This window comes from Novosphingobium sp. NPDC080210, assembly GCF_050281025.1.
GTDB lineage: Bacteria > Pseudomonadota > Alphaproteobacteria > Sphingomonadales > Sphingomonadaceae > Novosphingobium.
The window spans coordinates 57,822-72,777 of the sequence record NZ_JBNNWL010000007.1; the positions used below are offsets into that span (position 1 = coordinate 57,822).

Genomic DNA, 14,956 nt, shown 5'->3' on the forward strand with positions numbered 1-14,956 from the left:
GACCTACCCCGTCCCGGACCTGCTGCCCCGGCCCGCTTACCGTCCCCGTTGGGCGGACCGGGGCAGCAAACCCGAACGCTGACGCCAGGCCGCGCTTCCTCCGCTTTACCCCCCGATCGCAACCCAGGCAGGGTCCGCCCTGACGCACCACAGCAAAGGGGCTCCGGGTTTGCACCCGGAGCCCCCGCTAAAGCATCCCTCCCAGGAGTGCTTTGAACTTAGAACTTGATACCCGCGGTCAGGCCGTAACGGCGCGGCTCGAGGGTGAAGATGTTGGTGTAGTTACCCGAGGACTGGTCGGTCACGTAAAGACCGGTGATCGAGTCCTTGTCGAACAGGTTCTGCACCCACACGCGGGCAAACCACTTCTTGTCCGGCCCGTCGATCTGGAGCTGAGCGTTCACCTGGGTGTAGCTCGGGATCTCGTTGATCGCGCCGTTGAAGATGTTGCCATGGGACTTGCCGGTGTAGATGAAGTCCGCACGCGGGGTCACGGTCAGGTCACCAACGGGCACTTCGTACTGGATGCCGGCGGAGAACTTGTAGTCCGGTGCGCCGGGCAGCTTGTTGCCCTTGATATTGGTCGGAATACCCGAGGTGTAGACCGTCACGCCGCCGAGCGCCGCCGGGTCGAGACCCGCCGGGATGAAGGCACCGGCCGCACCCGCCGCCAGAGCTGCGCAAACGCTGAAGGCACCGGTCGAGTTGATCCCCGAACCCGACGGGAAGGCAGTGGTCGGCTGAAGGCCGGCCCCGGCATTGCCGGTCACCACACCCGCGTTGATCAGGTTGTTCACCCCGTTGACGAAGGCGTTGACCCCCGCAACGTTGCCGGTGTTGGATGCCACGGCACAGTTTGAAGAATTGGTGATGTCCTTGATGATCACCGCATCGGCCCGGCCCGCGCCAAAGTCACGCGGATTGGAAAGCAGCTTGTCCTGCGAAACTTCGGTGTGCAGGTAGCTGGCCCCGAAGTTCAGCGTCAGGCCATCGGCCGGACGCAGGATGGCTTCGGCTTCCAGGCCGTAGATCTCGGCGCCCACGTTGTCGTTGACCGAGGTACGGGCAACGATGCGCGAGAGCTGCAGATCCTTGTAATCATAGTAGAACGCAGTGACGTTCAGGATAATCTTGCCGTTGGCAAAGCTGTTCTTCGAACCAATTTCGAAGGCATTGACGAATTCCGGAGAAAACGTCGAAGGAACGTTGAATATCGAAGGAATGGGCGGGTTGATCCCGCCGGATTTATAACCCCGGGAATAGCTGAAGTAGAGAAGGTTATCGGGCGTGACATTCCAGTCGACGACGAACCTGCCAGTCATCTCGTTGAAAGTCACATTGCTTGAGGCAAACAGCTCGCAACCGGTGGAGTTGGCAGCGGTCAAAGTGCCCGATGCTGTCGTACCGGTAATGGTGCAGTTCGTCGAACTATCTGCGTCAAAAGGCTGCAGATAAGAAGATGTTGGCGCCCCAGTGACTGCAAAGCCGTAGATATACGGCGAATTAAACATGTCCGTCGAACCAAATGGCACAAGCGAATTAGCAAATGTGTTTCGCGCGGAGAACGCCTTCTTGTCATGATTGTAACGCAGCCCCGCCGTGATTTTAAGCGTATCGGTGAGTTTATAGTTCAGCTCACCGAACAAGCCGTAAGATTCGAGCCGGAAATCATCACTGTGATTACGGTAGAACGGCGAACCCAGGAAGCCGGGCGGTGGCGGTGTCGCGCCAATTCCGGCAAGCGGAGCCCGACCCAACGCATTGAAGGCACCGAGTATGCCGGCGGCATAGTCAAGACCGAAGGCATTTACGTAGTAGCTGCTTTCTTCCAAGTGGGCCTTGCCGTAAATGCCGCCCAGCAGGAAATTGAAAGGGCCATCCCACTTGGAAGAAATGATGGCCTCAGCCGTCCAGCTACTTTGATAGGCATTCGACCGGTCGAAATCCTGGGGGGTCATCGAACAGATGCGGTGCCCGCCATATGCCCCGGTATTCGTTTCCTCGGACAAGGACGTGCAAATGACGTTGCCCGGTCCATTGGGGATCAGAGCGTTCCGGACAGGCGCAAAATAGGAAACGGGCAGTCCAGGAATACCGGTGGTGCCTGCCGTGTTGAGCGCAGTCAGGCCAGGCAGATAATTTGCCCGATTCTGCACCGACAGGTTATAGTCCTGCCCCGCATCGACCGAGGTATCCTGCCAATTTCCCTGGACCCTGAGGCTCAACCCGCCACCAAGATCCTGTTCGATCGCTCCCTGAACGATCCATTCTTCTGCTAAATAATAGGGGGGGTAGTCGGTATTGACCGTTCTGGAATCGGCGGGATTGGCCGCGCCAGGCCACGAATAGACGTCGGCGCCATAGAGGCTGCCCAGCGCGAAGGCGGTCGGGATGCCCTGCATGGCAAAAAATTCACGCGAAGTGAGCACCGAAGCCAATGTCGTGTTCGCATTGGTCACCTGGAACTGATTTTTTCCGTTCAGGCAACCCAGCACACCGGTCGGGTCGCGTTGGCACATCTGCTTCTGGATGCGCAGGCGACTATCCTTTTCGTGGAAGTACTGGACGACGAGGTCGACCGTCGTGCCCGAACCCGGCTCAAGCCGGATCGAGCCGCGCATGCCCCACATATCGCGATCGTCAATCTGTGAATTGTCGAAGATGTTCTTGGTATAACCGTCGCGATTAAGATAGAATCCCGCCACGCGCACGGCTGCAATGTCACCGAGCGGCAGGTTAACCATGCCCTTGGCCTTGACGTGGTTGTAGTTGCCGTATTCCAGCTCGGCATTGGCGGAAACGCCGGTCAGGTTGGGACGGGCCGAACGGATGTTGATAACGCCCGAAGTCGCGTTGCGGCCGAACAGAGTGCCCTGCGGTCCGCGCAGAACTTCGATCTGCGCCAGATCATAGAACTCGCCTTCGAACAGGCGAGTGGCGAACAGCGGCGCGTCGTTCATGTGGATGGCGGTGGCCTGGTCGCAGGTCACGCCCACGCACAGGTCACCGATCCCGCGGATGGTGAAGCTGGAGCCGGTGAAGTTCGTCTTGGTGAACGTCACGTTGGGCAGGGACAGCTGAAGGTCAGACGTGTTCTTGATCTGCTGCTTTTCGAGCGCTTCGGTGTTGAAGGCGCTGACCGCGATCGGAACGTCCTGCAGGCGCTGGTTGTTGCGCTGGGCGGTAACGATGATTTCGGTGCTGGCGGTATCTTCTTCAGCGTCCTGCGCATAGGCCGGAACCGCGAATGCACTGGCGCAGACGCCAGCAAGCAGGGTCAATTTACCCCTCATATGCCCTCTCTCCTTAAAATGCCCGTCCCTTTACCGGGCGGTTGCGCATACGAATAGAACACCGTCCGCGCCGCTTGACAACCGGTTTTAATCGAAAGGTTAGAAGCGCGCCAAACCGTAGCGTATCTGCCACACCTGCCCGCCCTGCCGGCCGCAGGAAGGCCGTTGCCAAGGCAGGCGCCGGCGGGCAGTCTTGCGCGGAACAGGTGGGGACTTGTCATGGACGATGATTCGACACGGGACACCGTGCCGCCCTACCGGGCGTTCATCAGCTACAGCCATGCCGACAGCCGACTTGCCGCGCGGCTCCATAGCGCGCTTGAACGCAGCCGCGACGCCAGCGGAGCAAGGCTCGCCCCGATCTTCATCGACCGGGCCGAACTGGTGGCCGGGCCGGATCTGCCCGCGCAGGTCCGCGATGCCCTGGCCCGTTCGGCCGCGCTGATCGTGATTGCCAGCCCGACTGCCCGGGCGAGCCGCTGGGTCGGGCAGGAAATCGCGCTGTTCCGCCAGCTGCATCCCGACCGCCCGATCCTTGCCGCCCTGACCGAGGGCGAGCCGGACGAAGCCTTTCCCGAGGCCCTGGTCCGCGACGGGGACCGCGCGCTGGAGCCGCTTGCCGCCGATTTCCGGACAGGGCGCGACGGGCGGCGGCTGGGGCTGCTGAAGGTCGTTGCCGGCTTGACCGGCCAGCCGCTCGACCGGCTGGTCCAGCGCGATGCCCAGGCCCGCCAGCGCCGCGTGATGGCCGTCACGGCAGGGGCTCTGGTTCTCAGTCTAGTCCTTGCCGCGCTGCTGGTGGCCGCGATCCGGGCCCGCAACGAGGCCGAACGCCAGCGCGCCGAAGCGGAAGGACTGGTGGAATTCATGCTGACCGACCTGCGCGACAGACTGAAAGGCGTCGGCCGGCTTGACGTGATGGACGCGGTCAACCGGCGGGTGATGCAGCGCTATGCCGGGCAGGCTGACCTGTCGGCCCTGCCCAGGGCGGAACTGCTGCGCCGGGCCAAGCTGATGCAGGCGATGGCCGAGGACGCCCTGTCGTTTCAGGGCCGCAAGGAGCAGGGCCGCGGCGAAGCTCGCGAGGCTTATCGGATAACAGCCTTCCTGATCGGTGCCCATCCCGACGACGGCGACGTGATCGCAGCCCATGCCCGCAGCGAATATTGGCTGGGCTACAGTTTCTTCATCGATGACACGTTGCCCGCGGCCGCCCGGCGCGATCAGGTCTCGGCCCACTGGAAGCGCAACAGGGCGCTGACGGCTCGGCTGGCCGCGATCAATCCCGACCTGACCGAATGGCAGCTCGAGGCCAGCTATGCCGAGGGCAATCTCTGCGCGCTGGAGCTGTCCGAACCGGCGCGGCCCGCTGCGGCCCTGCCCCACTGCCTGCGGGCGACCGAATTGCTCGAGGCGGTCTGGCGCAAGCAGCCGAACGACATCGAAACGGCGCTCAACCTGGCCACCAGCTATGCCTGGCAAGCCGATGCAAAGGCCGCCAACGGCGATCTGCCCGGCGCGTTGGCCTTGCGCCGCCAGCAACTGGACCTGGCCGAGGCTCTGGCCCGCCGTCACCCGGCCGACAAACGCGCGGACGAAGCGCGGTTCCTGGCCGGGTTCGGCCTCGCCAAGCAGCTCCGCGCCGCCGGGCGCGAGGCCGAGGCGCGCCGCGAGATGGCTGCCGCCCGCGCGATCATGGCCGACCTGCGCCGCCCGCTTCAGGAAACCGGCCGCGCTCACCGGACACCTCCACGGGTCTCGATAGCCCAGAGCAGGATCGCGATGGCGTCAGCCTCATTGTCATCGGCGGGCGCAAAGCCTTTGCCCTGGACGGCCGCGATGACAGCCGCCTTGCCTGCATTGCCCTTGCCGGCGATGAACCGCTTGATCGTGCCGACAGGCACGCCCTGGTAGGCGACCAGATGCTCTTCGCACCAAGCGGTCAGCATCCCCAGCAGGCCGCCATAGACATGGGCCGCGTCGGTTCCTGCGTGACGGCGGACTTCTTCGAAGTAGATTGCCTCGATCGGACCGGCATCGATGTCGAGCTGCTCGAGCCAACGCCGGAAGCGCAGGTAGCGCATGCCGCCACCGTCATAGCGGGTGTGCTTCAGCGACACCGTGCCGGTCGTGATTTGGCCATCAGGAGACTGGAGCGCCCAGCCGGTGCTGGTGCCGAGATCGAGGGCAAGAACGGCACCACGAGTGATTGTGCCACTCGGCCGGACTTGGGAACTATCGGGACAGGCTGCGGCCTGCAATTCTGGCAGGGTCATGACGACCTCCTCTTCGTGTGGGGTGGTCGGGGCGAGGCAATGGGCCGGTGAAGGCTGGCAGCTCGCCCGGACCCGAAGTGGGTCTGGTCTGGTCGTCATCCGGACGGGGGGCGCCGTCCGAGATCTCTCTAAAGCTTCAAGGGGGCCGATTGAAACATTTGACGGCTCAAACCCCCGGGAATCCTAGGTAATTTATAATCTTTCAATTATTCAATCTTTCTAGGGGGTACCTCTCTAACTCTTAAACGCGCGCGTACGCGAGGGTATATACAGGGCACCCCTTGAAAGATTGAAACATCTCCGGATTTCGATTTTCTCAAGCTTCTTCATGGGGTTGGAGGGGTGAATTCTTCATTTTGAAGCATTCGGCCCGCTGAAGCATTAGCCAGCCGAGGCATATGCCACGTGCAGCTGCCCGGAGGCGTTGGCGGTTCGACATCCTCCATCTAGCGAGCCAACCGGTAGACCATGGCTTGGCGGGTTACTGACCCACGCATGCTGGTGGTCACATCACCGCTTTCGATCAGGGTCTGGATGATGTCGTCGCGGTCCCTCGACTTGAGCCACTGCGTTCCGCGCGTCAGCTCGGACTTGGTGATCCCCTTGGCGCCGGCAGTCCTGATTACCTCACGCAGCCGCTTCAGATGGGCCTCAGTCTCGGTGTCAGCGACATGGCGTTCGACGGCCTCCATTGCCCGCTTGGCAAAGTGCCGCACAAAGGCGATGGCCCAGTCCGCATCGTCGATCGTGATAATCGGCGCGGCAGGATCGTGGCCAACGGCAACGATCAGCGCCAGCTTCAGCGCGATTTCGCCAATACGGGCCAAGATGGCGGTAAAGGCCGTTCCCGCAGCCGCCCGCAATTCGCCGGTAAGCTCCCCGCTCAGTGCCTTGAACCGCGCGCGTGCCTCGTCGGTCATCGGCACGGTGGTCAGCACGACTGCGGTCTGCGGGCCAGAGGTTGCGCCCGCCAGATTGCCACGCTGCTGCCCCGGACCGGAAGCGAGCAGCTGGAGCCCTGCGATCAGATCCTGTGGCGGGGTGCGAAGCCCGACAGCAACGTTCTCATCGGGATAGTCTTCATCACTGGGCAGGATCAGGAAGCGGGCAAGCGATCCGTCCACCACGTTGGCCCCTTGCAGCGCGCCCCAGAAATGCAGCGGGGTCGTCGTGCCGTAAACGCACAGGCAGGGCTGGACGATGTCGCGCCGCTCGTTCGTGCCATCGCGATTGGCGTATTCCGCGCCCAGGAAGATCCCCCCAGCCGAGGTGTAAAGCTCGGTCATGTTGTCGAGGATCTCGGTGATATGGCGCGGACTGCGTTTGCGATCTGCGGCAGCCGACAGGAACATGCCGAACTCGTCGATCTGGAACAGGATTGCAGGCTGGCGATGCAGGGCCGTCAGCAGCCCGGCACCAGACGCGATCTTGTTGCCGCCTAGATGGTTCGCGAGGCCAGCCTCGAACAGCACCTCGTTGATGATCTCGCGCGAGTGGTTCTTGCCCGATCCGCTGTCCGCGATGCCGACGACATAGAGATTGGAGCGCAGGTTGCTCTCGGTGCGGTAGAGGCGCCCCATCAGCGCCCCGATCGCGCAGAGACTGGCGCCAAGCGACAACAGCGGCTGAGGCCGGCGAGCGGTAGACAGCATGTAATCGGTCAGCTTGCCGACCAACCCGCCGGGGATCGTGAGGTTGAAGCTGGCGGGCGCAGTCACTGCTTCGGCATCTGCCGTCACGTCGAGCCGGGCCAGCAGGCCAGAGGCAGGATGGCACTCATCGATTGGTTGGCTTCCGTCGAGCACCATGCCTGGATCGGGTTTCCAGCCGCGTTCCATCGCCAGATGGTAGATCGTTCCTGCGCCGATGCGTTCGGGACGGAAACTGCCCCAGGCCTTCTCAGTGATGGCCGGGTCGTTCTTTGACGCCTGATCAGACCAGTCTGAGAAGACTTCCTTGCCGGCTTCCCCGAGGCTGCCCTTGATGGCCATCCCGATCCGGACCCAACTGTCATAGTCGAGATCCGTGTTGGGGATGTGGATCAGCGCTGAACGAACAGCCTCGATCGTTCCAATCTGGGCGTGGCCAGAGACGGAAGCGCCCGCAACCGTGAGTGTGGCCAGACTTGCCGGGCGCAATTCTGGGGGGACCAGCTCTAGGGCCTCTTCCATAAAAGCCGCAGCCATGTCCGCATCGATAACCGGCAGGCTTTCCAGGTCGAGCTCGGCCAGACCTTCTTCTGGCCATGCGTAGGGCTGACCGGTATCGGGATGGTTGGCGTAGGCGACGAACTGCTGGCCGAGGCACAAGACTTCAAGCGGTGCCCGACGAATGCCCCGGAACGGCGCACGGGTGCGATAGACGAGCAGGCGCTTGGGGGCCCGCCCGATCCGCAGTGCCGGCGTGTCGCCGAACCTGGTGCGTGCCAGCTGCTCGATCTGCAGCGCAAGGTCCGGGTCCGACAGGATGTCGATATCGATGGCCGCAACGCCGCCGCCGACAATACCGATGCCACAGTCGGGCCAGCCCGACCATGTCGCAACCTCGACCTCAGTGGTCGGCCGCTCCGCATGACGGTTCCATTCGGGGTAATCGACCCACACACCGCGCTGGTATCGGCCCGGCTTTTTGCCGCCGGGCGCGATGGGCAGGATAGTAAAGCCGTTGGCCAGAAGGCGCGAGCCATGGCGCGCCATGAAGGATGTGCTCATCAGAAGGGGCACTCCGACATGTCAGCTGCGAGCTCGCGCAGATGATCACAGTAGCCCGTAATCAGATGCTCGACGAAGCCTGCCCACTCGGCATCACTAAGGGTTGCAAGGTCGGTCTTGCCGATCTTCTCAAGGAAGCGGCCGCCTGCCTGGCCGCCTTTGACCATTGCGGCCTGTTCATTGCGGCTGGTGTTGATCATGCCCTGCCTCCGGTGACAGAGTTCCTGGCAGATACGGCTGCAAAGATATTTCCGGCTTTCGTCCCGGCGGGGATCGGAAACCCGGTAGTGCGGGACGAACCAGCCGAAACCACGGGGTTCGCGGTGGCAGACGGAGCAGAGCCCTGGGTTGGCGTATGGCATGTGTCGAACCTTGCCTTGGTGATTTCGGTGTAGTTGCCTGACGGGCGCACAGCGATGTGGCTGGGGCGGCGCAGACGATGGACCAGCTGCAGAGCCGCGTAGACCGAGCGCGGCACAGGAATGCCCGGCGCGCGTTCACGCCACCATGCCTCGGCCTTGGTGCGGGGGTAGCCGGTGTGCTCGAGACAGATCCACTCGTGGTGCCAGCCAAGGCCACACTGATAGGTGACCTTGAGCGAAGGGCGGCCACCCGGCTTTTCATGGCGCTGGTAGGTGACGTTGGAGACCTGCAGCCATTCCGGACGCTTGGGCTTGCCTGACGACAGCACGGCCAGTGTCGATGCGGTGGGTGCCAGTTTCACCTTGCGGGCCGGAAAAATGTATCCGCAATCCGGACATTCCAGAGCTGCGGCAGCAACGATGCTCTCGCACTCGGGGCAGACCTTGACCGGCGCATCACCGTCGCCCGAACCCGGCCGCTTCGGCTTCACGAGATCGATCGGACCGTGACGTTTCACGTTTCCGGCGAAGTCCAGGACGAGGCAATTGTCCTTGCCTTGCGCCAGCCGCGTGCCGCGCCCAGCCATCTGGACGTAAAGCCCGGCCGACTTGGTCGGGCGCAGCATAGCGATCAGGTCCACGGCCGGGGCGTTGAAGCCGGTGGTCAGCACGCCCATCGAGGCCAGCGCGCGGATCTTGCCAGCCTTGAACTCGGCGATGATGCGGTCGCGTTCATCCTTGGGGGTATCGCCGAAGATGGTGGCACAGCTGATCCCGCAGCGGCGGAATTCTTCGGCAACGTGGGTTGCATGACTGACGCCCGAGCAGAAAGCGAGCCAAGACTTCCGGTCCTTGCCATAGGCGATGATCTCACCGACTGCGGCCTTGGTGATGGCGTCCTGGTCGACGGCTTTTTCCAGATCACGAGCGATGAACTCGCCCCCACGCGAACCGACACCGGTCACATCAAGCTTGGTCTTCGGCTGTTTGGACATCAGCGGGCTGAGGTAGCCTGCCGTGATGAGGTCCCGGACGGACACCTCGTAAGCGATGTCGCTGAAAAGCGCGTTCTCACCTTCGTGAAGCATGCCGGAGTCCAGGCGATAGGGTGTTGCCGTCAGCCCGATCACCTTCAGCTTCGGATTGATCCGCTTCATCGCATCAAGGAATTTACGGTACATCGTGCTGGCCTTGCCCGGGATCAGATGGGCTTCGTCGATCAGGATGAGATCGCAGTGGCCAATTTCGGCCGCGCGGCGGTGGATCGACTGGATCCCGGCGAACAAAATGCGCGCCTCAGCATCACGGCGACCGAGGCCAGCCGAGTAGATACCGGCAGGTGCGTCAGGCCACAGGCCCAGCATCTCTGCATGGTTCTGGGCGATGAGTTCACGCACATGGGTCACGACCAGGATGCGCTGATCGGGCCAGGCCTTGAGCACCCCGTCGATGAACGAGGCCATGACCAGACTTTTGCCACCAGCGGTCGGGATGACCACCAGGGGGTTGCCGTTCTTGTCTTCGAAGTAGCTGTAGATCGCGGCGATCGCCGACTGCTGATAGGGGCGGAGCTTAAGCATTTGCGGCCTCCTTCTGGCGCGCGTCATTCAGCCAGTCGGAGCCGTCGGCCATGCGGTAGGCGACGAAATCCTCGCCGGCGTCGGTGACGGTTCCGGGGACGAGATCAGGGATGAAGAGATGGCGTGCGCAGGCGCGGCGCTGATTCTGGGCATCAAGCCTGCGATCGTGGCGGGCGCAGTGCCAACCGCCCTCGACGGGCGTGGAATGCAGACAGGTCCGGCAGTTTACGGCCGCTGCCTCACCAGCGTGGCAGGCCGCATGGTGCGAACACATGCGGCACTCGAACCAGGTCGGATCATCGCTGATCCTGGCCGGCGGATGCTGGGCATCAATGGTGCGTTTGGCCTTGTCGAGCAGCCGGGTCGCAGCCTCAGGATCGGCTTCGATCCGCTCGATATGCAGCGCGTCTGTGTCCTTGCAGACCGCAATGTACATGGCCCGGGTCAACCCGGTCAGGTGCATGTAGATCTGCATCTGGGCGGTGTGCTGCGGCTTCGAGACGACAACGCCCTTGGCAACGAGATCCGCGAAGCTCTTGATCGAATGGGTCTTGAACTCGACGACGTGCCAGGTCTTCGGCGCTTCCAGCAGGCCAAGGGCGACGCCATCAAGAGAGCCACCAAAATGACCGCCATGGGCCTCGACCCGGAACTGGCGACCGGTTTCGGGATCGACCTCCAGCACCGTGGCGCCGGTCGAGCGAAGGTTGGCGACGATCCGGTCTTCTTCGCGCTGCCCGGTCTCGAACAGGCGAAGCATGCGACCGGAAAAGCGCGAAGGCGTGACCCAGCGGAAATCGAACCACAGCGCGCGGCCGCAGGATTTACCGATCAGCGATGCGCCGAGATGTTCGCGAAAGCCGTCACCCTGGCGGTTTTCGTATGCGGCATAGATCGCCGTCAGGGTGGGCGTTGGTGGGGTGGGAAGCTCTGCCATCACAAACCCTCCGCTTCGCTACGGGCGCGGGCTGCGGCGATCAGGTCAGCCCAGACTTCGGGATCGTGGCGGGCGCGCAGGATATCGATCAGCGCGTCCTTCATCTTGTTACGGCGGTGCCAGCCGCTGCCGTCGGCGAGCAGTTCGGCACGCTCGCGGTAAAGGTGACGCTGGGCGGTGCGGGCGCGGTTGAACCACACCGGGTCGATCGGTTTTCCCTGCGTCTGGCGGGTCAGATCGGCGGTCGCGATCTGGGTGCGGATCTTGGCGATGGCGTCGTCGAGTTCGATCAGACGGCGCTGTTTTTCGGGCAAGCCGGGGGCGTTCGCGGCCACAGGGGCCGCGTTGAGCGGTTCAGTCATGGTCAGTCTCTTTGTCTGGCTGAGGCCGCCGCGATTTCCCGCAGCGGCCTTCAAGGGTCAGCCGTTACGGTTCCAGGGGGCAGCAGCCGGAGCGGCCGGAGGCTGCGAGGCCGCGGGCGCTGCCTGATAGGCAGGTGCCGCCGGCGCCTTTTCCGGGACGAGGTAACGGATCGTGTTCTTCTCCGAATACCCGTCCTTGGGCGGCTTCACGCCAACCTGGATCGACATCGGTACCAGGTGCAGATCAACGCTGTCATTGACCTGCAGCTTGCCGGTCGCATGGCAAATGGCCGACAGCGTGCGCTGCGCGATCTCGACCGTCTGCGGGTTCGAGTTCACGAGGTTCAGCTGGTCGAACAGCTTGCGGCCCTGGTACGGCCCTTCGATGATGTCGAGCATCAGCCAGAGAAACTGGCCCATGCCGTTGCGGGTCACGCGCATCTCGCTCTCGACGATCTGGGCGCGGTACTTGCCGGCGGGAATTACATCGTAGCCGGTCGTGGGATCGATGCCGGTCGCATCGAAGGCGGTGTCAAAACGTGCCATGGAAAATACTCCGGATCAGGGCTGTTCGGGCTGAGGCATGGCCGCGACGAAGGCTTTCCAATCGAGCGGAAGCGTGTCGGGCAGGCCGTAGCGGTTCTTGGCGAGGAAGGCCGGACGCTCGGCGGTGTGCAGGACGCGCTCACCGGAGCCGAGTGCCCGGGCTACCTTCTTGTTAAAGCCAACGTCGGCCTTCGCGATGGACATGCGGTAGTTGGCAAAAAGCACGACATCGCAATGCTCTTGCAGCAGGGCTGCAGCCCGGGCCTGGAGCTTGATGACGTAGCGGTCGTAGGGCTCGTGTTCAGGGCTATCGAAGCGCTTGATGTCGGTATGGGCGATCTGGACGACGGCCATGCCGCGGCGATCACGCAGGGTATTCAGGCGATCGAGATATTCGCGCCAGACGGTCAGCGCCTCGGCATAGCCCTTGCCGAAGCCGGGCGCCTCGATCGAGGCCCACCCATTGCGGCGGCAGGTCTCCGCCCAGACCAGCGGTTCCAGCCAGTCCACGCTGTCGATGACGACAGTGCTGTAGGTGTGCTCTTCGTTGAGCAGGGCATCGAGCGCTTCGACTACATCAGCGTAGCTGGTGGCGAGCGGGAAATGCGGGACCTTCAACATCCCAAGGCCATCCTCGGTCATGATCACGACGGGGGCGTCGGCTCCGGCAGCGAAGGTGGTTTTCCCGACCCCATGCACGCCGTGCATGAGGATACGGGGCGGGCGCAGCGTGCTCGAGGTCTGCAGAGAGGAAAGGGAGATCGCCATCAGTTGGCCCCCCCTTTAGCCATGGCATCTGCCTCGGGCTCGCTGGAGTAAACGGCCAACAGCGGGGTGCCGTCGGCGTGGGTGCCGGCTTCTTCAATGTGATACCGGCGCTGAACCTCGAAGATTTCCGGCAACTCCCAGCGACGATAAAGGCCGGGGATCCGCTTCAGAGGCTCAGTCGGGATGGCGGTGGTATGGCTCATCAACTGGGACTTTCTGTGTTTGGATGGACGCTCGGTGCGTCCGAAGTTGAAAAGCCAACCACGCGCACCGAGCGGGACAACGAGGTCAGGATTTTTGTTCTGCATGGTCGCGAAGCCGCTTCAGCGCGCGCTGGAAACGCTTGCGGGCAGCCGGTTCGGACAGGCCCAGTTGCTGACCGGCCTCCGCCTGGGTGTAGCCGTCGATGACCACGCGCAGGACCAGTTCTGCATCGACGCCGATTAGGTCGGTCAGCTCTGCAAGCAGGCGTTCCGGTGAAAGGTCGGGATCAACGAAATCCGCGATCCCGCCGTGCAGATCGGTGTCGAATTCTACCTGCTTGGACGCACGGCTGGTTTCGCGCTGATGGGCCCGCAGCATGTCGCGCTCGACATTCATCAGGACTGTGGCCGCGACCCAGTTCACGCGATCGAGATCAAGTTCGCGGATCGCGGTCGTCGCGCGGGCCAGGATTTCAGACGCGATCTCGTCGGTATGTCCAAGGCGGCGGGCCCGTGACCGACGGAAGACGCCGTCAAGCCCGGGCCACAGCGCAAGAAGCATCAGCGTAAGAGCGCAGTCCCCCGCGCGATCATTGGCCTTGGCGCTCTGGATCAGATCGCCGAGGAGCAGGTTCTTCTGATCGGGCGAGCCAACGCCGCGATGCAGGTGGTCCAGCAACGCCGCTGGATCCGCAAAACCGGTCAATCCGCGGTGACTGGTACGCACCGTGGCGAAACCGCGCTGGAAGTTGAGGGTGGAAGACGATTGAACGAGGTGTTGGTGAAAATCGTGCCACGAGGAGGGCATTTGACGCCAGCCTGACGGCCGGGCGTCGAGCGCCTCCTACTGGCCAGATCAGGGCGTCAAGCGCCTCTCGTTTCGGGGATGTTCGGGTAAGTCTGCCGCTACGCTAGCAAGCGGACTTCTTGTTCAGGGTGCCGCAACCGTGGCAGTTCGCGGTAACCGGGAACCCAACGAGATACTCGCGGTGCTTCTGAACGCGGATGTGCAGCTGGTTTCCGTTGGCGACACCGAGGAGCTTGCCGCACTCAGTACAGCGCCATTCAGGTTCGCCACCGGTCAGGCCGCCACTGCTGATAGGCGCATTATCGCCGCCATCGTTAGCAGCGGAGTGGCGCCGGATCTTCTTGAGCTGGTAGGCACTCGTGTGCGGCTTTCCGGCAGCCTGCGTCAGGGAAGGATGAGAGCGGTCAACATTCATAGTCGGGGACTCCATTTGGGGGTTTTAAAGGGACGAGATCGGTGGTTCGGAAAAGCGCGTGCTTTCCCGTTGAGGCAGTTTTGAAAATGCGAGATTTCAGCGTGTGTTAGGCGGCTTCGCCGGCCTCGGCTTCCGCTCCGCGCCGTTTGAAGCCAAGACTGGCAGCCTTCTGACGGCTCTGGCGTGCTTGGTTGCGGGCTTCGCGGAAGTCCGGTTCAAGTTCGGTGAGTTTGTCGACCAAGCCCTGCAAATCGTACATGTTCGACATACGGCCCTTGTGGTCTGCATAGCGCGGAATGCGCTTGATCAGGCCTTCGTCCTCAAGATCTGTCAGGTAACGCTGGATCTGGCGTTCGCCGATGCCGAGCCGCTGAGACAACTCCTTCTTGCTCGGATAGGGTTTGCGTCCAGCATCCCACCAGTGATCCACGATCTGGATCAGTACCGCCAATTGTGTCGGGTTCAGGTGCAGACGGCGCTGCGCTCTCAGCAACAGGGACGGCAGCATGCAAAACCCACTGTCCATGACCTTCGCGCCCCATTTCTGGCTAGCGGGGGACTTCCGGGACTTCTTCTCCGGTGCTACCTTGTCGGTCGTTGTTTCGTCTTGATTCGTGTCAGTCATTCGCAATCTCCATGCCCGGTAAATGGGCCCGTTGAGTCGAATGCACAAGGATTGACCCGGGGACATATTT

13 protein-coding genes are annotated in these 14,956 nt (G+C 62.7%); 1 reads left to right on the plus strand and 12 read right to left on the minus strand.

The features are described 5' to 3' along the window. Positions 1-218: 218 nt before the first annotated feature. On the minus strand, positions 219-3,293 hold the full coding sequence (locus ACQKOE_RS15175; RefSeq protein WP_427513556.1) for a TonB-dependent receptor: 3,075 nt from the start codon (positions 3,291-3,293) through the stop codon (positions 219-221). A 219-nt stretch (positions 3,294-3,512) separates the two neighbouring features. Between ACQKOE_RS15175 and ACQKOE_RS15180 the strand changes: the two genes are divergently transcribed. Next, on the plus strand, positions 3,513-5,207 hold the full coding sequence (locus ACQKOE_RS15180; RefSeq protein WP_427513557.1) for a toll/interleukin-1 receptor domain-containing protein: 1,695 nt from the start codon (positions 3,513-3,515) through the stop codon (positions 5,205-5,207). An 808-nt stretch (positions 5,208-6,015) separates the two neighbouring features. On the opposite strand, the gene ACQKOE_RS15185 is transcribed toward ACQKOE_RS15180, so the two are convergent. The 11 genes from ACQKOE_RS15185 to ACQKOE_RS15235 form a co-directional block, all read right to left on the minus strand. Next, positions 6,016-8,280 (minus strand): PriCT-2 domain-containing protein, encoded by a 2,265-nt coding sequence (locus tag ACQKOE_RS15185; protein WP_427513558.1) that lies wholly within the window; start codon positions 8,278-8,280, stop codon positions 6,016-6,018. Beyond that, on the minus strand, positions 8,280-8,480 hold the full coding sequence (locus ACQKOE_RS15190; RefSeq protein WP_427513559.1) for a DUF6511 domain-containing protein: 201 nt from the start codon (positions 8,478-8,480) through the stop codon (positions 8,280-8,282). Before ACQKOE_RS15190 ends, ACQKOE_RS15185 begins: the two co-directional genes overlap by 1 nt. Further along, positions 8,477-10,222, minus strand: a complete 1,746-nt coding sequence (locus ACQKOE_RS15195; protein ID WP_427513560.1) for a DEAD/DEAH box helicase — start codon at positions 10,220-10,222, stop codon at positions 8,477-8,479. The genes ACQKOE_RS15190 and ACQKOE_RS15195 overlap by 4 nt, the downstream gene beginning before the upstream one ends. Then, the gene (locus tag ACQKOE_RS15200; protein ID WP_427513561.1) at positions 10,215-11,159 is read right to left on the minus strand and encodes a hypothetical protein; all 945 of its coding nucleotides are present in this window, start codon (positions 11,157-11,159) and stop codon (positions 10,215-10,217) included. The genes ACQKOE_RS15195 and ACQKOE_RS15200 overlap by 8 nt, the downstream gene beginning before the upstream one ends. Next, on the minus strand, positions 11,159-11,521 hold the full coding sequence (locus ACQKOE_RS15205) for a hypothetical protein (protein WP_427513562.1): 363 nt from the start codon (positions 11,519-11,521) through the stop codon (positions 11,159-11,161). Before ACQKOE_RS15205 ends, ACQKOE_RS15200 begins: the two co-directional genes overlap by 1 nt. Before the next feature lie 57 nt (positions 11,522-11,578). Further along, positions 11,579-12,067, minus strand: a complete 489-nt coding sequence (locus ACQKOE_RS15210) for a DUF669 domain-containing protein (RefSeq protein ID WP_427513563.1) — start codon at positions 12,065-12,067, stop codon at positions 11,579-11,581. Between the two features lie 15 nt (positions 12,068-12,082). Then, positions 12,083-12,835, minus strand: a complete 753-nt coding sequence (locus ACQKOE_RS15215) for an ATP-binding protein (RefSeq protein ID WP_427513564.1) — start codon at positions 12,833-12,835, stop codon at positions 12,083-12,085. Next, positions 12,835-13,143 carry a hypothetical protein gene (locus ACQKOE_RS15220; protein ID WP_427513565.1) on the minus strand — a complete coding sequence of 103 codons (309 nt, stop codon included), beginning with the start codon at positions 13,141-13,143 and terminating at the stop codon, positions 12,835-12,837. The genes ACQKOE_RS15215 and ACQKOE_RS15220 overlap by 1 nt, the downstream gene beginning before the upstream one ends. After that, on the minus strand, positions 13,124-13,846 hold the full coding sequence (locus ACQKOE_RS15225; RefSeq protein ID WP_427513566.1) for an RNA polymerase sigma factor: 723 nt from the start codon (positions 13,844-13,846) through the stop codon (positions 13,124-13,126). Before ACQKOE_RS15225 ends, ACQKOE_RS15220 begins: the two co-directional genes overlap by 20 nt. Positions 13,847-13,949: 103 nt before the next feature. After that, positions 13,950-14,261 (minus strand): hypothetical protein, encoded by a 312-nt coding sequence (locus ACQKOE_RS15230; RefSeq protein ID WP_427513567.1) that lies wholly within the window; start codon positions 14,259-14,261, stop codon positions 13,950-13,952. A 106-nt stretch (positions 14,262-14,367) separates the two neighbouring features. Further along, the gene (locus ACQKOE_RS15235; RefSeq protein ID WP_094472993.1) at positions 14,368-14,886 is read right to left on the minus strand and encodes a helix-turn-helix domain-containing protein; all 519 of its coding nucleotides are present in this window, start codon (positions 14,884-14,886) and stop codon (positions 14,368-14,370) included. Positions 14,887-14,956 lie beyond the last annotated feature (70 nt).